Origin of the sequence: Marimonas arenosa, from assembly GCF_030848945.1 — a bacterium.
GTDB lineage: Bacteria > Pseudomonadota > Alphaproteobacteria > Rhodobacterales > Rhodobacteraceae > Marimonas > Marimonas arenosa.
Map to the genome: position 1 here is coordinate 37,817 of NZ_JANHAX010000009.1, position 17,992 is coordinate 55,808.

The 17,992-nt window shown below is 64.9% G+C and carries 17 protein-coding genes; 6 read left to right on the top strand and 11 right to left on the bottom strand.

The genetic code is table 11. From position 1 onward, the window contains the following. Positions 1-12 precede the first annotated feature (12 nt). The 3 genes from NO357_RS20710 to NO357_RS20720 all read left to right on the top strand — a co-directional run bounded on the left by NO357_RS20710 (position 13) and on the right by NO357_RS20720 (position 5,010). A complete protein-coding gene (locus NO357_RS20710) occupies positions 13-1,419 on the top strand; it encodes an amidase (RefSeq protein WP_306737662.1) in 1,407 nt (468 codons plus the stop codon). A 257-nt stretch (positions 1,420-1,676) separates the two neighbouring features. Beyond that, positions 1,677-3,974 carry a xanthine dehydrogenase family protein molybdopterin-binding subunit gene (locus NO357_RS20715; protein ID WP_306737663.1) on the top strand — a complete coding sequence of 766 codons (2,298 nt, stop codon included), beginning with the start codon at positions 1,677-1,679 and terminating at the stop codon, positions 3,972-3,974. Continuing rightward, on the top strand, positions 3,955-5,010 hold the full coding sequence (locus tag NO357_RS20720; RefSeq protein WP_376744410.1) for a T6SS phospholipase effector Tle1-like catalytic domain-containing protein: 1,056 nt from the start codon (positions 3,955-3,957) through the stop codon (positions 5,008-5,010). Before NO357_RS20715 ends, NO357_RS20720 begins: the two co-directional genes overlap by 20 nt. Positions 5,011-5,024: 14 nt before the next feature. On the opposite strand, the gene NO357_RS20725 is transcribed toward NO357_RS20720, so the two are convergent. The 6 genes from NO357_RS20725 to argB all read right to left on the bottom strand — a co-directional run bounded on the left by NO357_RS20725 (position 5,025) and on the right by argB (position 9,922). Beyond that, the gene (locus NO357_RS20725) at positions 5,025-5,525 is read right to left on the bottom strand and encodes a SixA phosphatase family protein (RefSeq protein ID WP_306737665.1); all 501 of its coding nucleotides are present in this window, start codon (positions 5,523-5,525) and stop codon (positions 5,025-5,027) included. Then, on the bottom strand, positions 5,522-6,139 hold the full coding sequence (locus NO357_RS20730) for a ferredoxin (protein ID WP_306737666.1): 618 nt from the start codon (positions 6,137-6,139) through the stop codon (positions 5,522-5,524). The genes NO357_RS20725 and NO357_RS20730 overlap by 4 nt, the downstream gene beginning before the upstream one ends. Next, positions 6,136-6,930 carry a sterol desaturase family protein gene (locus NO357_RS20735; protein ID WP_306737667.1) on the bottom strand — a complete coding sequence of 265 codons (795 nt, stop codon included), beginning with the start codon at positions 6,928-6,930 and terminating at the stop codon, positions 6,136-6,138. The genes NO357_RS20730 and NO357_RS20735 overlap by 4 nt, the downstream gene beginning before the upstream one ends. Positions 6,931-7,388: 458 nt before the next feature. Beyond that, positions 7,389-8,402 (bottom strand): hypothetical protein, encoded by a 1,014-nt coding sequence (locus tag NO357_RS20740; protein WP_306737668.1) that lies wholly within the window; start codon positions 8,400-8,402, stop codon positions 7,389-7,391. 12 nt (positions 8,403-8,414) lie between these two features. Beyond that, positions 8,415-8,867: a hypothetical protein gene (locus NO357_RS20745; protein ID WP_306737669.1), complete on the bottom strand. Its 453-nt coding sequence runs from the start codon at positions 8,865-8,867 to the stop codon at positions 8,415-8,417. Positions 8,868-9,055: 188 nt separating this feature from the next. Next, positions 9,056-9,922, bottom strand: coding sequence for an acetylglutamate kinase (gene argB / locus NO357_RS20750; RefSeq protein WP_306737670.1), 867 nt, complete (start codon positions 9,920-9,922; stop codon positions 9,056-9,058). A 124-nt stretch (positions 9,923-10,046) separates the two neighbouring features. Between argB and NO357_RS20755 the strand changes: the two genes are divergently transcribed. Then, complete coding sequence (locus NO357_RS20755) at positions 10,047-10,775, top strand: SDR family NAD(P)-dependent oxidoreductase (RefSeq protein WP_306737671.1); 729 nt, start codon at positions 10,047-10,049, stop codon at positions 10,773-10,775. Between the two features lie 286 nt (positions 10,776-11,061). Here the strand turns inward: NO357_RS20755 and yihA are convergent, their stop codons facing one another. The 5 genes from yihA to ttcA all read right to left on the bottom strand — a co-directional run bounded on the left by yihA (position 11,062) and on the right by ttcA (position 16,977). Then, positions 11,062-11,712 carry a ribosome biogenesis GTP-binding protein YihA/YsxC gene (yihA, locus tag NO357_RS20760; RefSeq protein ID WP_306737672.1) on the bottom strand — a complete coding sequence of 217 codons (651 nt, stop codon included), beginning with the start codon at positions 11,710-11,712 and terminating at the stop codon, positions 11,062-11,064. Then, positions 11,712-12,473: an MOSC domain-containing protein gene (locus NO357_RS20765; protein WP_306737673.1), complete on the bottom strand. Its 762-nt coding sequence runs from the start codon at positions 12,471-12,473 to the stop codon at positions 11,712-11,714. Before NO357_RS20765 ends, yihA begins: the two co-directional genes overlap by 1 nt. After that, positions 12,470-14,293 (bottom strand): membrane protein insertase YidC, encoded by a 1,824-nt coding sequence (gene yidC / locus NO357_RS20770; protein WP_306737674.1) that lies wholly within the window; start codon positions 14,291-14,293, stop codon positions 12,470-12,472. The genes NO357_RS20765 and yidC overlap by 4 nt, the downstream gene beginning before the upstream one ends. A 153-nt stretch (positions 14,294-14,446) precedes the next feature. Further along, positions 14,447-16,009, bottom strand: a complete 1,563-nt coding sequence (locus tag NO357_RS20775) for a putative bifunctional diguanylate cyclase/phosphodiesterase (protein ID WP_306737675.1) — start codon at positions 16,007-16,009, stop codon at positions 14,447-14,449. Between the two features lie 89 nt (positions 16,010-16,098). Then, positions 16,099-16,977, bottom strand: coding sequence for a tRNA 2-thiocytidine(32) synthetase TtcA (ttcA, locus tag NO357_RS20780; RefSeq protein WP_306737676.1), 879 nt, complete (start codon positions 16,975-16,977; stop codon positions 16,099-16,101). A gap of 133 nt (positions 16,978-17,110) precedes the next feature. On the opposite strand from ttcA, the gene NO357_RS20785 reads away from it, so the two are divergent. Both NO357_RS20785 and NO357_RS20790 read left to right on the top strand, forming a co-directional pair. Then, positions 17,111-17,245, top strand: coding sequence for an aa3-type cytochrome c oxidase subunit IV (locus NO357_RS20785; RefSeq protein ID WP_306737677.1), 135 nt, complete (start codon positions 17,111-17,113; stop codon positions 17,243-17,245). A gap of 74 nt (positions 17,246-17,319) precedes the next feature. Then, complete coding sequence (locus tag NO357_RS20790) at positions 17,320-17,970, top strand: hypothetical protein (protein WP_306737678.1); 651 nt, start codon at positions 17,320-17,322, stop codon at positions 17,968-17,970. The last annotated feature ends 22 nt before the right edge of the window (positions 17,971-17,992 follow it).

Consider the following 17,992-nt stretch of genomic DNA (forward strand, 5'->3'; position numbering starts at 1 on the left):
GGGAGGTCGGACATGCACGAGATCATCACCTGGAGCGCCGTTGAGACGGCGCAGCGCCTGGCCCGCGGCGAGGTCAAGGTGGCCGAGGTCACACGGGCGCATCTTGACCGCGTTGCTAACTGTGAGCCGGTGCTGCGGGCGGTGGTCGAGCCGCTGGACGACGCGGCGATGGCGCAGGCCGAAGCGATGGATGCCAATCGACCGGCCGATCCGCCCCCGCTCTGGGGGGTGCCGGTCACGATCAAGATCAACGTCGATTTCAGAGGGTTGCCGAACTCGAACGGGCTGCCGGGGCTGAACGAGATCGTTTGTGCAGAGGATGCGCCGGTGGTGCGCAACATCCGCGCGGGCGGAGGCGTGGTGATCGGGCGGACGTCGACACCGGAATTCAGCCTGCGCTTTTTCACCTCGAACCCGATCTATGGCCGCACGCTGAATCCGTGGGACTCGGCGCTGACCTCGGGCGGGTCTTCTGGTGGAGCTTCCTCGGCAGTGGCCAGCGGCATGGGCGTGCTGGGCCATGGCAACGATCTGGGCGGGTCATTGCGTTATCCGGCCTATTGTTGCGGACTGGCGACGCTGCGCCCGTCCATGGGGCGGGTGCCGGCTTTCAACCGCTCGGCCCCGGCCGAGCGGCCGATGACCACTAACATGATGAGCGTGCAGGGCATGATCGCCCGCGAAGTCGGGGATATCCGGCTGGCGCATGACGTGCTGCGGATGCGCTCGTCGGACGACCCGTTGTGGTGCGCCGCGCCCGACAGCGGTCGCAATAGGGAGGGGCGCAGATTGCGGGTCGGCTGGTGCATCGATGCCTTCGGGGACGGCAAGGTGCAGGCCGAGGTGACGCGGGCGGTCGAGGCGGCGGTGGGCGCGGCGCAGCAGGCCGGAATGGAGTTGGTCGAGATCGCCCCGCCGATGGCAGCGGAGGCGGCGCAGACCTGGGGCGAACTGTTGAACGCCGAGACTGCGGTGATGATGCTGGACGCGATCCGCAAGTTGGGCTCGCCGGCGGCGCAGGGGGTGATCGACGGCTATGCCAAGATCTTCGGCGTGCCGGACATGGCCGGCTTCATGGCGGCACAGGCGCGGCGGATGTCGATCCTGCGCGAATGGGGACGGATGTTCGACGATATCGATGCGCTGATCCTGCCGGTCTCGGGCCAACCGCCCTTCCGTGCCGACCAGGACATCGAACAGCCGGCGACATTGCCCGAGATCATGGCAGCACAGCGGTTTCTCTACATCGTCAATGTCCTGGGCCTGCCGTCCGCCACGGTGCGTACACTCGACAGCAAGCCCATTCCGCTGGGAGTCCAGGTGATCGGCGACCGGATGGACGATCTGGTCTGTCTCGAGGTGGCAGGGGCGATCGAGAACGAACTGGGCTTCGACCTGCGGCCGATTGATCCGCGCTGAAGCGGCAGCCGAGCCGAAGGTGACTGTGTTCGGTTCACCGGCCCGGGCGCTCATTCGCCGGCCATTGCCGCAAGGTTCAATCGCGTCAGTCCACCGGCGGCGGTCAGGCTGGCGGGAGCGGCGCCCAAACCCTGACCATGCGACGGCGTAACGCGGCGTTTTTTCAAGTATTTTGGACAAGATAAGGGGCGGGGCATTGCCTGCGTCGTCCGGGCAGCTAAACTCTTGCGGCGCGTGAATAAGGTGAGGAAGCAGGCATGGAAAAATTCGGACGGTCGCAGCCGGTGAAACGGGTCGAGGATCTGCGGTTTCTGCGCGGCGAAGGGCGCTATGTCGACGATATCGTGCCGGAAGGGGCGCTTTACGCATACTTCGTGCGTTCGGATATGGCGCATGGCACGCTGTCGGCTCTCGATCTGGACGAGGCGCGGGAGATGGAGGGCGTGCACCTGGTGCTGGACGCGGCCGCCCTGGCCGAGGCCGGGGTGACCAAGGGTTTGCCGGCGGTGCAGATCGACAACCGCGACGGGTCGAAGGCGGCGATGCCGAAACGGCCTTTGCTGGCCAAGGGCCGGGTGCGCTATGTCGGCGAGCCGATCGTGATGATCGTGGCCGAGAGTCTGAACCAGGCGCGCGACGCGGCCGAGACGATCTGGCCCGAGATCGAGGAGTTGCCGGCACAGATGGCGCGTGGCCGCAGCGAGGTCGACTTGCATGACGAGGCGCCGGGCAACCATGCCTTCGACTGGGGGCTGGGCGACGAAGCCGCGACCGAACAGGCCTTTGCCGAGGCGGCGCATGTGGTCGAGATGGAGGTCGAGGACAACCGCGTCATCGTCGCCTCGCTGGAGCCGCGCGGCTGTTATGCCGAGCCGATCGAGGGCGGACGGCTGCATCTCGCGGTGAACGCGCAGGGCGTGTGGGTGCCGAAGCGGACGCTGGCCGAGGTGCTGGACATGGATGCGGAGATGATCCGCGTCACCAACCCCGACACCGGCGGCGGGTTTGGCATGAAGGGCCAGCCGCACCCCGAGCAGATCCTGGTGGCGCAGGCGGCGCGGATGTTGGACCGGCCGGTGCGCTGGATGAGCACCCGGTCCGAGGCGATGGTGTCGGATGCCAATGGCCGCGACCTGAACCATGTGGCGGCCTTCGCCTTTGACGAGAACCTGAAGATCACCGGCTATCGGGTACATACCGACTGCAACCTCGGCGCCTACAACTCGCAATTTGCCCAAATCATCCAGACCCGGTTGTTTTCCCGGGTATTGCAGGGGGTCTATGACATCGGTGCGGCGTGGCTGCAGGTGAATGGCTGGTTCTCGAACACCGTGCCGGTCGATGCCTATCGCGGCGCCGGGCGGCCCGAGGCGATTTACCTGATCGAGCGGCTGATGGACCGTGCCGCGCGCGAGCTGGACGTCGATCCGCTGGAGCTGCGCCGGCGCAACTTCATCCGGCCGGATCAGTTCCCCTACAAGACGTTGAGCGACGAGACCATCGACGTCGGTGATTTCGGCCGGGTGCTGGCCCATGCCGAGCGTTTCGCCGATATCGACGGCTTCGCCGCGCGCCGCGCCGAGAGCGAAAATCGCGGGAAGAAACGCGGGCTCGGGCTCTGTTACTATATCGAAAGCATTTTGGGCGATCCTTCCGAGGGTGCGAAGGTCGTGTTTAACGAGGATGGCAGTGTGACGATTTACGTCGGCACCCAGTCGAACGGGCAGGGGCACGAGACGGTCTATGCTCAGTTCCTGTCGGATCAGACCGGTATTCCGGCGGAGGTTATTGAGGTCGTGCAGGGTGACAGCGACCTGATCGCACAGGGTGGTGGCACCGGGGGCTCCCGGTCTGTCACCACCCAATCCCACGCCACGCTGGCCACCGTCGAGGTGATGATCGCCGCGATGAAGCCTTATTTGGCGGACAAGATGGGCGTGAAGGAGGAGGAGATCGTGTTCGATGACGAGACCTTCCGCGCGCCGGGCTCGAACCTGACGCCGACCCTGCTGGAAGTGGCCGAGATGGCGCGCGCCGATGGGCGCGCCGATCTGTTGAGCCATGAAAAGCGGGCAACGCTGCCGGGCCGGTCCTTCCCCAACGGGGCGCATGTCGCGGAGGTCGAGGTCGACCCCGAGACCGGCAAGGTCGAGTTGGTCCGCTATGACGTGGTCGACGATTTCGGCAACCTGATCAACCCGATGCTGGCCGAGGGCCAGGTGCATGGCGGGGTGGCGCAGGGCGCGGGTCAGGCACTGATGGAGCGGGTGGTCCATGACGAGGACGGCCAGTTGCTCACGGCAAGTTTCATGGACTATGCCTTGCCGCGCGCCGATGATCTGCCCATGTTTGGTTTCGAGACCGAGCCGGTGCCGTCGACCGCCAACCCGATGGGAATGAAGGGCTGCGGAGAAGCCGGCACGGTGGGCGCGATGGCTGCCGTGGCAAATGCAGTGGGTGACGCGCTGTGGGAGATGGGAGTGCGACAGGCGGACATGCCCTTCACTCCGGAACGCGTGTGGAAGATGATTCAGGATGTGGAGGAACGTCGGTAAACAGGTCTTTAACTGGCTCCGACCATGGCAGCTCGGGTCGAAACCGCAGCTGGCACGTGGCCGGGGGGCGATGACCCACGTGATCATCCTCGACGGCACCATGTCCTCTCTGCGGCCCGGCTGCGAAACCAATGCCGGGCTTGCCTACAAGTTGCTGAGCCGCATCGGCGCGCCGGTGTCCTGCTACTATGAAGCAGGTGTGCAGTGGTGCGACTGGCGCTCAGCCGGGGACGTGATCACCGGGCGCGGCATCAACCGGCAGATCCGCCGCGCCTATGGCTATCTCGCGTCGCGCTACCGTCCCGGCGACCGGATCTTCCTGATGGGCTATTCCCGAGGCGCCTTCGCGGTGCGCTCTCTGGCCGGTGTGATTGACCAGGTCGGCCTGCTCCGGGCCGATTGCGCGACCGAGCGCAACGTGCTGACCGCCTATCGTCATTACCAGTCACCGCCGGGCAGCCCCGCGGCGCGCGCCTTCCGCCAGGCCTATTGCCACGCCTGGGTCGAGATCGAGGTGGTGGGCGTGTGGGACACGGTGAAGGCGCTGGGCCTGCGCCTGCCGATCCTTTGGCGCTGGTCGGAGCCGGCGCACGAATTCCACACTCACCAAATCGGCGCCACGGTCCGACACGGGTTCCACGCACTGGCGCTGGATGAAACCCGATCCGCCTTCGCGCCGGTCCTGTGGGATACGCCGGAAGAGCTCGAGGCGCGGGTCGAACAGGTCTGGTTCCCCGGTGCGCATGGCGATGTCGGCGGGCAACTGGGCGGGCACGCGGCGGCGCGGCCGCTGTCGAATATCCCACTGGTCTGGATGTTGGACAAGCTTTCCCGCTGTGGCATGCCGCTGCCATCGGGGTGGCAGGCCGAGTTCCCGACCGATCCGAGCGCGCCTCCGGTCGGAACGTGGATGAGCTGGGGCAAGCTGTTCCTGTTGCGCAAACGCCGGGTCGTGGGTCGCGACCGGTCCGAGCGGCTGCATGACAGCGTCGGTCAGCGCGACATGGCCGTCGCCGAGGCAAAGCAAGTCGCCTGAATCGGCTTATTTCGTCAATCGGTCAGTTCGCGGGGGATCACGAAATCAACCGCCGTGCCGGTGTGGAAGGCCACATCTTCCCAATTGTCAGCGGACAGATCCACGACCAGCGTCGCACCGGTGGGATAGTCGAAGAAGCGGTCATGCTTGACCGGCTCGGTCACGATTCGGTCGGCGAAATCGGCGCAGCCGGGATTGTGGGTCACGATCAGCACGCATTTGCCGGCGCCCTTGTCGCGCAAAGTGTCGAGGATCACGCCGGTCGAGGCATGATAGATTTCCTTGAGGTATTTCACCGGCAGAACGCCGAGACCCAGACGTTCGAAGGTTTCGCGGGTGCGGACGGCGTCGGAGCAGAGCACGGTATCGGGCAGATAGCCCTTGTCCTGCAGCCATTTGCCCAGTGCCACCGCGGAGCGGCGGCCGCGGCCGTTGAGCGGGCGGTCGTGATCGTCGAGCGAGGCATCGTCCCAGCTCGACTTGGCGTGGCGCATTAGGATCAGGCGGAGGCTCATCGGAAGGCCCTCATGTGAAAAGCGGATTGCTCCGGCAGCCTGCCATAGGAGCGTGAGACCGGGCAAGCGCGCCGAACAGCGCACCCCTGCGCCCTGCAGTCCCGGCCTTCGGCTGTCTCCAGATGGGCGCGGCAGGCGTCGACCCGGTAAGGTCCGGGGCCGAGGGCGCCGACCGGGCAGGCCGACAGGCAGGGCTTGTCGGGGCAGGTCCGGCAAGGATCGGGCTTGGCGGCGGGCAAGGGCAGGCGGCGGCCGGCGAGGCGCACCGCGCCGCGGAAGCTGACCATCAACCCGGCCTGCGCCTGCACCAGCATCCCCACCGGTGAGGTCCAGGCCTGCCCCGAGCGTAGCGCCCAGTCCTGGAACGGGGCGTAGGGAGGGCCGTCGGACGGAAAGATCGCGGTGCCATTCCAGTCGGCGGCGAGCCCCCCGATCGCCCGCTTCGACCAGCGGTCGAGCGGGTCGGGCCGTCCGTCGCGGTATTCTGGCTGGGCGGTGAAATGCGCCCAGAAGCCCGGCTCGTGCGGGCCGAGCAAAACGATGGTGTCGCCGGCGTCGTGCAGGGCGCCCATCACCATGAGCGCGTGGGTTTCGGGGGCGGGGGCGAGTTTCATTTCTCGCGGAACGGCAGCGTCAGGCTCCAGCCCAGTTTCGAGGGATTGTCATCGCGCCACCGCAGGCCGATGTCCATCCCCTCGTGGCCCTGGTCAGGCTGCGGGACATAGGTGCCGAAGATCCGGTCCCAGATCGACAGAGCAAAGCCGTAGTTGCTGTCATGTTCGTGTCTTTGCACCGAATGGTGGACGCGGTGCATGTCGGGCGTGACCAGCACCAGCCGCAGCCAGCGGTCGAGCCAGAGCGGCAGTTTCATGTTGGCGTGGTTGAACATGGCGGTGCCGTTGAGGATGATCTCGAACAGGATGATGGCAAGGGCGGCCGGGCCGATCAGGTAGACCAGCCCGATCTTCAACAGCATCGACAGCGCGATCTCGATCGGGTGGAAGCGGATCGCGGTGGTCACGTCGATGTCGCGGTCGGCGTGGTGGACCTGGTGCAGCCGCCACAGCAGTGGCACCTTGTGGGTGATCAGGTGCTGCGCCCAGATGGCGAAGTCGAAAAACAGCACGGCGGCCGTGATCTCGAGCCAGACAGGCCCGTCGATCCGATTGAGCAATCCCCAGCCATTGGCAGCGGCGTCGATCGCTGCGCCCACCGCCAGAAGCGGCAGGCCGATGGCCAGCGCCCTCAGCACCAACGTGTTTAGGATGGTGATCGCCCAGTTCGTCGTCCAGCGGGTCTGCCGCGGCTGGGTACGCCGGCGGCGCGGGACCCAGGCTTCGACCGCGGCGAACAGGGAGAAGAGACCGAGGAAGATGGCAAGGCGAATGACGGTTTCGTGTTCCATGGCGGATTACATAGGCGTTTTCGTGACGATGCCAAATCAATAAAGTGTCGCGCAACCGACCCCAGGGGCGGGACCATGGAAAAACCACCGGTCGTGCTGGGAAAAGGCGCGGCGGTTTCGCTTTGGAGCCATTAGGATTGCGGCGGTCGCGTTGTCTGTTGTTGGTCTGGAGGGGTCATTGGTTTCGAATTGGCTTCGCCACTCCGACCGACTGGGGGGCCAGCCCCCCAGTCCCCCCGGGATATTTCGAGAAAGAGGAAGACAAGCGTGTTTTCCTTCATCTGACCTGAAATATCCCGGAGGGGGTGCGGGGGAGGCAGCGCCTCCCCCGCCTCGTTCGGATCGCGGCTCGCGATCCGAACAGGCAACGTCCCCTCCAGGCCAGTAGCAGTCATGTTTTCAGCTTGGCTCGTTTGGCTCGGGCGCCAGCGGCAAGCCAGGTTGGTGACCCCACTTCCTCAGAACCAGCTGACGTATTTCGAATTGCGCGCGATGGCGACTTGCCAGCCTTGCAGACGGATGCCGCCGCAGTTCGGATTGGCCAGGTTGGTGGCATCGCAGCAATGCCACAGCCCGACCTTGTGGCCGACCTCGTGCGGGATGCAGACCGGGTTGTTGCCTTCGACCGTCAGGTAATCGTTGAGCGGCCCCAGCGCGCAGCCGGCGGTGGTGCCGGGAATCTCACGCACGGCGAAGACTACGATTTGCGGCCGTACCGGCCCGATCCGCGAGGTTGCGCCCAGCGGACAGTTCAGCATCGCCGTCCACAGGAAATAGCTGCCGGGCAGCCAGAGATCCTCGAGAAAGGCATCGGCGTTGCAGCCGACATCGAGCGCGTAGGTGGGCGAGGCGTTTTCCACCGTGTGGATGCCGGCGATATGGACATGGATATTGGCCTCGCGCCGGAAGGTGTCGACGGTCTCGTCAAGAAACGGCCGTAGCGTGGCCTCGTCCGAGACCGGATTGCCGTCTTCGTCGCGCAGGATGATGACGCAAAGCTGCATTCGCTTCAGAGGCCGGATGCCGATCAGGTCGAGGATCGCCGTGGGCAGGTCGATCAGCCGCTTGATGATGGTGTTGATCAGGTTGATCACCATGTCGATCAGCCGGCCGATGATCGGGATCGAGGAGATCACCTCGACGATCCAGGCGATGGGCAGGAGGATGACCTCGATCACCGCCCAGAGCACGCAGACCGTGGTGGTGATGAGCGTCCAGGCGACGCAAACGAGGTTGGAAACCCAGACCCAGGCGACGCAGACGAGGTTGGAAACCCAGACCCAACCGACACAGACCCAGGTGATAAGCTTGCAGCCCCAGGAACAGGGCCACCAGTCGCAGCAGCGGTCGTCCCAATCGTCGCAGGATTCATAGCCCTGATCCACCCATTCGTCGCAGGTCTCGTATCCCTGGTCTTCCCATTCCGAGCATTCCTCGAATTGTTCGATGGCGGTTTCGACGCAGATTCTCATCGCACCGCCTCCTCAAGTGCCATGCACCGCGCAGCGCGCGGTGGGTTTTTCGGGCGGCAGTTCCTCGGGGCCGAAATGCTGACGCAGTTCCTCGACGGCGCGGGAAAGCCGGGCACGGGCGATGGACTTGCCGATCAGCTTGCCCGTGGCCACGCCCAGAGTGAAACCGCCAAGAGTGTAACCGAGGGCGGCAAGCCAGGCGTCGGGGATCAGCCCGGCCGCCCAAGCATAGCCGGCACCAACAACAAGACCGACCAGGCCGAGCGCCGTGGCTTCGCCACAGCCGCAGACGGCATAGTTGCGATTAAGCGCCAGCGAGAGGCGATTCTGTGTGCTGTCGTCCATGCCGGGAATGTCGAGTTGCAGCCGCCCCACCCGTCGGCGTTTGAAGCTGCGCAGATCAAGTTCGAGCGCAGCAACATCTTCGGAGGTTGATATCCGTGTGGTTCGTTTTTCCTTGTCCATGTGTCAAATCCTTGAAAAATATGTCTGAAATGGGCCGCGAAGACGCAGCCTGAAGGTTGGAAATCACCAAGCAGGAGACACGAAAAATCGCGTGCCGCTCTGCGTTCAGTATAGCGGAGATCAACTCTCGCGAGAGGTCAGGTATTCCACCATGTCTGACGCGGGTGGGCGTCAGCCCTCGAGGGGGATCAGCGGCCGAGGCGGATGATCGACCCGGCGCCGTGTTCGGTGAAAAGCTCGAGCAGGACCGCGTGCGGGGCCCGGCCGTCGAGGATGACCACCGCGCGCGCGCCGCCTTCGAGCGCGCCGAGCGCGGTCTCGGTCTTGGGGATCATGCCACCGGCGATGGTGCCGTCCTTGATCATCGCGTGGATCTGCGCCGCCTCGAGATCGGTCAGAAGTGTGCCGGATTTGTCCTTGACGCCTTCGACATCGGTCAGCAGCAAGAGCCGGTCGGCCTTGAGCGCGGCGGCGATGGCGCCGGCCATGGTGTCGCCGTTGATGTTGAAGGTCTGGCCGGCCTCGCCGCCGCCCAGCGGCGCGATCACGGGGATGGCGCCTGCGTCGAACAGCGTCTGGAGGATTCCAGGGTCAACCTTCGACGGTGTGCCGACGAGACCGAGCCGTGGGTCGGTGGCGACGCAGGTCACCAGCCGGGCATCCTTGCCCGACAGCCCGACGGCGCGGCCGCCCTGATCGTTGATCGCCTGCACGATGCGCTTGTTGACCTGGCCCGAGAGCACCATCTCGACCACCTCCATGGTGGCGGCGTCGGTGACGCGCTTGCCGTCGACGAATTCGGACTGGATGTCGAGTTTTTTCAGGAGTTCGTTGATCATCGGGCCGCCGCCATGGACGACCACCGGGTTGACCCCAACCTGGCGCAGCAGCACCACGTCACGCGCAAACAACTCCATCGCCTCGTCCGAGCCCATGGCGTGGCCACCGAGTTTGATCACCACGACGGCGCCGGTGTAGCGCTGAAGATAGGGCAATGCCTCGGAAAGGGTGCGGGCGGTGGCAATCCAGTCGCGGTTCATGGTCTGCGTTCTCATCGGCGTTGACAGGTCCTTGTAAGCCCGTTCGGTTTACGCCTTTCAACCCGCGCTGCCAAGGCGCCCATTGCCGCGCCGCCCGGCAGTGGTAAAGTCGCTGCAGAGCAAGAGCGGGAACGGATCCATGACGCAAAAAACGCTTCTTCTGACCGGGGCCAGCCGCGGCATCGGCCATGCCACCGTGCGGCGCTTCAACCGCGAGGGCTGGCGGGTGATCACCTGTTCGCGCCATCCCTTCCCGGCCGAATGCCCCTGGGGCGGCGGCGCCGAAAACCATGTGCAGATCGATCTGGGCGATCCCAAGGACACGATGCGCGCGGTCGAGGACATCCGCGGGCGGCTCGACGGCCGGCTGGACGCGCTGGTCAACAACGCCGGCATTTCTCCGAAAGGACCCGAGGGCGAGAGGTTGTCGACCCTGACCACCGATCTGGCCGCTTGGGGCAAGGTGTTTCACGTCAATTTCTTCGCCAGCGTCGTGCTGGCGCGCGGGCTGAAGCAGGAACTGGCGGCGGCGAAAGGCGCGGTCGTCAACGTGACCTCGATCGCCGGCAACCAGGTGCATCCCTTTGCCGGCGCCGCCTATGCCACGTCGAAGGCGGCGCTGAAGGCCTTGACCCGTGAGATGGCAAATGACTTCGGCCCGATGGGGGTGCGCGTCAACGCCATCGCCCCTGGCGAGATCGAAACCGCGATTCTGTCGCCGGGAACGGAAAAGCTGGTCGAGCAGATCCCGCTGCGCCGCCTTGGCCAGACCGAGGAGGTGGCGGCGACGATTTTTTTCCTCTGTTCGGACGAAAGCTCCTACATCACCGGCACCGAAATCGAAATCAACGGCGGGCAGCACGTCTGATGCAAGACGCGAGGGGCCAGCCCCTCGCGCTCCCCGGGATATTTCGGGTCAGATGAAGTTTTGGATCCAGAAAAAGGTTCGGCCCCTCGCCGACGACGAGGGGCCTTCACCTGACGCGGCCATCGGCGTCCCCGCCTGTACCGCGAAGATGACAGTAGGCGGACAAGGTTAATAAACCCTTGCTTCATCTGACCGGAAATATCCCAGGGGGTCTGGGGGACTGGTCCCCCAGGGCCTGCGTGGCCCGAACGCAAAAGCGACCTGCGCGCGCCAGCGCACCGCTTGATCAGACCAGCCCGGCGATGATCGCCCTGAGCGTTTCGATGCCGTCGCCCTTTTCCGACGAGGTCAGCACCAGTTCGGGGAAGGCGGCGGGATGGGTCGACAGCTTCTCGCGCACCTGTGCCAGAACCCGGTCGCGGTCCTGCGCCTTCACCTTGTCAGCCTTGGTCAGCACGCCCTGGAAGGTGACGGCTGCGCTGTCGAGCAACGCCATGATCTCTTCGTCCACCGGCTTGATACCGTGGCGGGCGTCGATCAGCACGAAAGCGCGGCGCAGGCTGGGCCGGCCCGAGAGATACTGTTTCAGGAGTCGCTGCCATTTCTCGACCTTGGCCAGCGGCGCGTTGGCATAGCCGTAGCCGGGCAGGTCGACGAGGTAGTGTTCAGGCCCGACGGTGAAGAAGTTGATCTCCTGGGTGCGGCCGGGCGTGTTCGACGCCCGCGCCAGCCCCTTGCGCCCGGTCAGAGCATTGATCAGCGAGGATTTGCCGACGTTGGAGCGGCCGGCGAAGCAGATCTCGATGCGGTCGGCGGGCGGCAGGCCCGACATGGCGACCACGCCCTTGAGAAACTCGGCCCCGCCGGCGAACAGCCTGCGGCCGGCTTCGCGCGCCGCGTCGTCCGGGTCCGGAGCCAAGGGAAAGGCGAGTTGCATCAGCCCAGCACCTCGAAACTCATGCCTTCCATGATCTCGCCGCCCTTGGTCACCTTCAGGTAGACGCCGCAATTCTGGTGTCCGAACCCTTCGGATAGGCCGCGCAGGGTGTCGGCGTCGCGCCGGCCGGTTTCGGGGTTGGCTTCGGTCATGCGGCAGCGCTGGATCGGTTCGACCACTTCGAATTCAGCATCCCCCAGCCGAAGAGTCTTGCCAACCCAGTCGAGCTCTTCCCAGGCCGCCATGCCTTCGACCAGGAAATTGCCGCGCCAACGCAGTTCGGACAGGTCCTGGCCGAGGTGTTCGGCAAGGGCCCGGTGCGAGGCGAGGTTGATCAGCGAGATCGACTGGTAACCGGTGTCGGTCATCGCCTCGTCAGGCGCGCGCACGAAGCGCGACGGCAGCAGCTTGGCGCCGAGCGAGATCGGCATCACCCATTGGATGAATTCACAGCCGTCGCCGTGGTCATGCGGGTTGATGGAGATCGAAGGCCGGTCGGGATGAAAGAAGGTGATGCTGCGATAGGCCGGGTCGGAGAAGCATTCGATCTGCTGCAGCCGGGGCGAGGAGGCGCCGCGCGAGAAATCGCCGGGCGGCGCCCAGGACGGGCGCTCAACGTCGAAGCAGGACCGCTCATGCGCCACCGCCCAGACCCTGTCCCAGGGCAGAGCCTTGCCCACTTCCAGCGTTGCCATGTCGATGCGTTCGCGGCCGTGCGCCTTGACAGGGTGGCGCCAGATCTGCGCCAGCCGCGCCGTCACGTTTCGTCCCCGCCGCCGCGCTTGAAGCTCGAGCGGATATTGCCGAACACGTCCGGGTTGTAGCCGTGGCTGCGCATGATCGTATATTGCTGGATAAAGGTGATGGTGTTGTTGGCAATCCAGTAGAGCACTAGGCCCGAGGCAAAGCTGCCCAGCATGAACATGAACACCCAGGGCATCCAGGCGAAGATCATCTTCTGGGTCGGGTCGGTGGGGGCAGGGTTCAGCTTCTGCTGCAGCCACATCGAAACTCCCAAGAGGATCGGCATGATCCCGAGAAAGACGAGCGCCAGGATCGAGCCTTGCGGTGGGCCGTCCCACGGCAGCAGGCCGAACAGGTTGAAAAGTGAACTCGGGTCAGGGACCGAAAGGTCGCGGATCCAGCCGATCCAGGGGGCGTGGCGCAGTTCGAGCGTAACGAAGATCACCTTGTAGAGTGAGAAGAAGATCGGGATCTGTAGCAGGATCGGAAGGCAGCCCGAGGCCGGGTTGACCTTTTCACGCTTGTAGAGCGCCATCATTTCCTGCTGCATCTTCTGGCGGTCGTCACCGCATTGTTCCTTGAGCGCCTCCATCTGCGGCTGCAGTTCGCGCATCTTGGCCATCGAGGCATAGGATTTGTAGGCCAGCGGGAACAGGATGATCTTGATCACGATGGTCAGCCCGATGATGGCCCAGCCCATGTTGCCGATGATGGCGTTGAGCCAGTGCAGCACCGCGAACATCGGCTTGGTGATAAAGAAGAACCAGCCCCAGTCGATCGAATCGAGGAATTTGTCGACGCTGCCCTCGTTCTGGTAGGCGCGGATCGTCGCCCATTCCTTGGCGCCGGCAAAGAGCCGGGCGCTCATTTCGGTGCTGCCGCCGGGTTCGAGGCTCTGGGTCTTCATGACCGCTTCGGTCTGATAGATGTCGCGCCGGTCGTCGTATTTGGCAACGGATTTGAATGCGCCCTTGCCGGGGATCAGCGTGGTCATCCAGTAGTGGTCGGTGAAACCGATCCAGCCGTTGCCTTGGACCCGGGTGACCTGCGCCTTGGCGCCTTCGTTGGGATCGAAAGCGAAATCGGTCATATCCCCGTAGTCGACCTCGGCCAGTTGGCCGTCGGCCATGGCGACGACGCCTTCGTGCAGGATGAAGAAGTTTTTCAGCTCGGCCGGTTCGCCGTGGCGCGCCAGGATACCGTAGGGCGCGAGCGTCACGGTGCCGTCCGAGTCGTTTTGTACCGCCTGGCGGATGGTGAACATGAACTCTTCGTCGATCGAAATCGTGCGGCGGAAGGTCAGGCCCTTGCCGTTCTGCCAGCGGAGCACCACTGGGGCGCCGGGGGCGAGCGTGCCGCCGCTTTCCTGAGTCCAGAGCGAGTTGGGACCGGGCACGTCTTCGGGCGCGAGCCCGGCGCCGGGGGCCCAGCCGAACAGGGCGTAATACGCGCCGTCACCACCCTGCGGGCTCAGCAGGGTGACGATGTCCGAGCCCTCGTTCAGCGTGTCGCGGTAATTCTTCAGTGCGAGGTCGTCGATACGACCGCCCAGCAGCGAGATTGAGCCTTTGACGCTGGGCGTGTCGATGGTGATGCGCGGTGCCTCGGCCAGCGCGCTGGCGCTGGCTTCGGTGGTTGCGGCGGCACCGCCCGTGGCGGTATCGACCACCGGGCCGCCGGTCGCGGGGCTGTCGGCGCTGGGCGTCGCGGTCGCGGTGACCTCGGTGCCGGGGGCCTCCTGCGGCGGTTCCGGCGGTGGGAAGATGATCGACCAGGCGAGGATCACCAGCATCGAAAGAGTCACGGCAAGGATGAGGTTCTTGTTCTGATCGTCCATCGTCGGCCCACACGCGTCCTGGAAAGGTGGGGCAGGTTCAACAGAGTGTATGGCAAAAGGTCAAGCCGATATTGATCGATTGAGGCTATTTGCGCCTCTTTCGGTTGGCGGGCAGGCGCCGTCGGCGGCGCGCAAATGCACAGTGCATGGCCGTCAGCCTGATTTGCGCCCGATGACGGGCGGCCGGGCGAGTTTGGCTTCGTGGTCGCGAATCCACTCGACGGTCTGCTCGAACGGCATCGGCCGGGCGATGCCGAAGCCCTGCACGTGGCGGCAACCAAGCTGCGCCAGCATGGCGTGTTCGCTGGCGGTCTCGACCCCTTCGGCGAGCGTTTCCAACCCCAACCGCTCGGCCATGGTGAGGATCGCCGAGACCATGCGCTGCTGCTCGGCATCCTCGTCGACATGGGTGATGAAGCTGCGGTCAATCTTGATCCGTTCGATGGCGAAGCGGCGCAGCGCGGCGATCGAGGCATTGCCGGTGCCGAAATCGTCCAGGTCGATTCGGCAGCCCATTTCGGCCAGCCGGGTGATGTTGCGGGTGGCGGTATCGTCCGGCGGGCCGACCATCACGGTTTCCAGCACCTCTACCGTCAAACGGTCGGGGGTAAGTTCGAAACGGTCGATATCCCAGCGGATCTTGTCGGCCAGCCTGGGGTTGTGCAGCTCGTCACCGGTGAAATTCACCGCCACACAGGGCACTTGCAGCCCGGTCGCATCCCAGGCGGCGACTGCCTTTAGCGCGCCGTAAAGGATAACCTCGCCCAGCCGTTCCATCTGGCCAGCCTGCTCGAGACTGGCCAGGAAGTCCGGCGGTGGTATGACGCCGCGGTCGGGGTGGACCCAGCGCGCCAGCGCTTCGAACCCGGTGACCCGACCGGTGTCGGTTGAAATCTGCGGTTGGAACCAGGGCACGATCTGGCCATTTTCCAACGCCGAGAGGGCGTCGTGCTGCACGGCCTGGCGGGTCTGGCCGGTGCGGACCATCTCGGGTGAGTAGACGCGGATCGCCGAGGGACCGTGATGCAGGGCCTCGTCCAGCGCAACCTGCGCGGCCTGAATCATCCCCTGCCCGGTCCCGTCGGGGCAACGGTTGGACAGGCTGAAGCCAATCCCCGCCGAAACATAGACCGCGGTGCCGTCGAGCACGACCGGCTCTTCGGCCGCGGCCTGCACCCGCGCGGCAATCTGGATCGCGGATTCGAGATCGAGATTGGCGATCGCCCGCAGCCCGATGCCGAACCGCACGGCCCCGGGGCCGGCGCCCCCGATCCACGCGAGATGGTCGCCGCTGCGCAGCGCACCGGCAATCCGGCGGGCGCAGTGTTCCAAAAGTGCGTCGCCTGCTGTAAGGCCATGGCGGGTCACGAAGGTGTCGAACTCTTCGATTTGCAGGATCAGGCAGGCGGTTTTCAGGCCACGGTGCCGGGTCTGCATCAGGGCATGTTCAAGATGATCCTCGAGCGCGGCACCGAGTGGCAGGCCGTTGGTGGAATCGCGCGGCCCGCCGGGTATGTCCGACAGCGGTGCGAACCCGCCCGATAGCAGCACCAGCAGCGGCGTGCCCAGTGCCACCGCCACCAGCGCGCCTTCACCGGCTGTCCAGAAGGCCCCGAGCGCCAGCGCGGGCAGAAAAGCCAGCATCTGCGGGCCAGTCAGTATCCGGCGCAGCACGGTACGGAGCGGAAAAAGCGAGTTACCCGGGCGAAGGGCCATGGCAGCGATCCCTTGTTCAGAACAGGATCACGCTAGCGCCCGGTCTCTCAACATCGGTTTAACGCCACTGCCGCAAGCCGAAGGAAATTTCAGTCAAATTCGACCGATCCCAGATCGGGCGCGCTTGGGTCGCCGGCGCGCGCGTCTCCGCGCTGCAACCCGGCAAAATCGAACAGCCTCGGGTCGAGCAGGTGGCTGGGCCGCGCGTTCATCAAGGCCCGGAACATCACCTGTCGTCGGCCGGGGGCGTTCTTCTCCCAGCCGTCGAGGATGGCTTTGACCTGCTGGCGCTGCAGCCCGTCCTGGCTGCCGCAGAGATCGCAGGGAATGATGGGATAGCCCATCGCCCGGGCAAAGCGGTCGCAATCGGCTTCGGCGACGAAGGCCAGCGGGCGGTAGACGAACAGATCGCCCTCTTCATTGACCAGCTTGGGCGGCATCGTGGCCAAGCGCCCGCCGTGGAACAGGTTCATGAAAAAGGTTTCCAGAATATCGTCGCGGTGATGGCCCAGCACCACCGCCGAGCAGCCTTCTTCACGGGCGATGCGATAGAGATTTCCGCGCCGCAGCCGCGAGCACAATGCGCAATAGGTCCGGCCCTGCGGCACCTTCTCTTTCACGATCGAATAGGTGTCCTCGTATTCGATCCGGTGCGGCACCTGCCGCTCTTCGAGGAAGTCCGGCAGCACGGTCGCGGGAAAGCCGGGCTGACCCTGGTCGAGATTGCAGGCCAGCAACTCGACGGGCAACAGCCCGCGCCATTGCAGTTCGTGCAGAATCGCCAGCATCGTGTAGCTGTCCTTGCCGCCCGACAGGCAGACGAGCCATTTCGCCCCTGGCTCGACCATGCCGTACCGGTCGACAGCCTCGCGCACGTTCTGGACCAGCCGCTTGCGCAGCTTCTTGAACCCGGTCGTTTTCGGCGCCCCGGCAAAGAGCGGATGGATGTCATCGATCTCGTCGCGCATGGCGCGTCATATCGCATGTGTGCGGCATTTGGGAAAGGGGCCACGTGCCGGCATCGAAACGGAACGCTCGACGGGTGACAGAACCATTCGAATCCAGTATTGAGGCAAAAAGTTCACATATCGGAGCACGAAAATGGCCGAACACAAGCATGGCGAAATGAATACCTTTGTCCAGGAAAAGACCTTCGAGGGCTTTGTCAAGTTCGTGACCCGGACGATCATCGTGATCGTCCTGATCCTGGCCTTCCTGGCGCTGGTCGGCGCCTGATTTCGCGCTGCGCCCGGTGGGGCACCGGGTGCAGACAGCGGGGCCCAGTATTCGGTTTCGGGAGTTGGGGGAACATGCGCAAGGCGGTGTTTGCACTCGTGGCGCTTTTTGCCATGGCCGGCTGTGGGGCTGAGCCCGTCTGGGCGCCGCAGAGCGACATCGAGCAGGTCCAGTACCGCGACCCGACTCCATCGCGGCTAACGCTGTTTACCATGATCAGCAATGAAACGGGCGCCGGTGGCCATACCTCTCTGATGGTCAACGCTTCGCAGCGGGTGATCTTCGATCCTTCGGGCAGCTTCGTGCATCCGCTGGTTCCGGAACGCAACGATGTGCTATATGGCATCACCCCCAAGATCGCCGATGTCTATACGCGCTACCATGCCCGCAAGACCTGGCACGTGATCGTGCAGGAACTCGACGTCAGCCCCGAGGTCGCCGAGACCGCGCTGAAGCTGATCGAGGAAAACGGCGCGGTGCCAAATGCCTATTGCGCCAGCGCCACGAGCGGCATCCTGCGGCGGTTGCCGGGGTTGGCGAACATCCGGCAGGGCATGTACCCGGTCAAGTTGGCCGAGCAGTTCCGCAGGGTTCCGGGTGTCCGCGAGGCGACGCTGCACGAGTATGACGACGACGACAATACCAAGCTGCTCGAGCAATGGGATCCGGAACGGTTCGCCACCACAAAAGCCGGCGCGAAGACGACGCCCAGGAAAACCCCCTGACCGATCGCGGCCCGCGCCCGGG

Excerpts from the sequence above, each read along its gene's own strand:
- NO357_RS20715 (WP_306737663.1), top strand. The coding sequence starts at position 1,677 with ATGGAAAAATTCGGACGGTCGCAGCCGGTGAAACGGGTCGAGGATCTG.
- NO357_RS20740 (WP_306737668.1), bottom strand. The coding sequence starts at position 8,402 with ATGAGAATCTGCGTCGAAACCGCCATCGAACAATTCGAGGAATGCTCG.
- NO357_RS20790 (WP_306737678.1), top strand. The coding sequence starts at position 17,320 with ATGCGCAAGGCGGTGTTTGCACTCGTGGCGCTTTTTGCCATGGCCGGC.
- NO357_RS20735 (WP_306737667.1), bottom strand. The coding sequence starts at position 6,930 with ATGGAACACGAAACCGTCATTCGCCTTGCCATCTTCCTCGGTCTCTTC.
- NO357_RS20725 (WP_306737665.1), bottom strand. The coding sequence starts at position 5,525 with ATGAGCCTCCGCCTGATCCTAATGCGCCACGCCAAGTCGAGCTGGGAC.
- yidC (WP_306737674.1), bottom strand. The coding sequence starts at position 14,293 with ATGGACGATCAGAACAAGAACCTCATCCTTGCCGTGACTCTTTCGATG.
- ttcA (WP_306737676.1), bottom strand. The coding sequence starts at position 16,977 with ATGCGCGACGAGATCGATGACATCCATCCGCTCTTTGCCGGGGCGCCG.
- NO357_RS20745 (WP_306737669.1), bottom strand. The coding sequence starts at position 8,867 with ATGGACAAGGAAAAACGAACCACACGGATATCAACCTCCGAAGATGTT.
- NO357_RS20720 (WP_376744410.1), top strand. The coding sequence starts at position 3,955 with ATGTGGAGGAACGTCGGTAAACAGGTCTTTAACTGGCTCCGACCATGG.
- NO357_RS20785 (WP_306737677.1), top strand. The coding sequence starts at position 17,111 with ATGGCCGAACACAAGCATGGCGAAATGAATACCTTTGTCCAGGAAAAG.
- NO357_RS20775 (WP_306737675.1), bottom strand. The coding sequence starts at position 16,009 with ATGGCCCTTCGCCCGGGTAACTCGCTTTTTCCGCTCCGTACCGTGCTG.
- argB (WP_306737670.1), bottom strand. The coding sequence starts at position 9,922 with ATGAGAACGCAGACCATGAACCGCGACTGGATTGCCACCGCCCGCACC.
- NO357_RS20710 (WP_306737662.1), top strand. The coding sequence starts at position 13 with ATGCACGAGATCATCACCTGGAGCGCCGTTGAGACGGCGCAGCGCCTG.
- NO357_RS20730 (WP_306737666.1), bottom strand. The coding sequence starts at position 6,139 with ATGAAACTCGCCCCCGCCCCCGAAACCCACGCGCTCATGGTGATGGGC.
- yihA (WP_306737672.1), bottom strand. The coding sequence starts at position 11,712 with ATGCAACTCGCCTTTCCCTTGGCTCCGGACCCGGACGACGCGGCGCGC.
- NO357_RS20755 (WP_306737671.1), top strand. The coding sequence starts at position 10,047 with ATGACGCAAAAAACGCTTCTTCTGACCGGGGCCAGCCGCGGCATCGGC.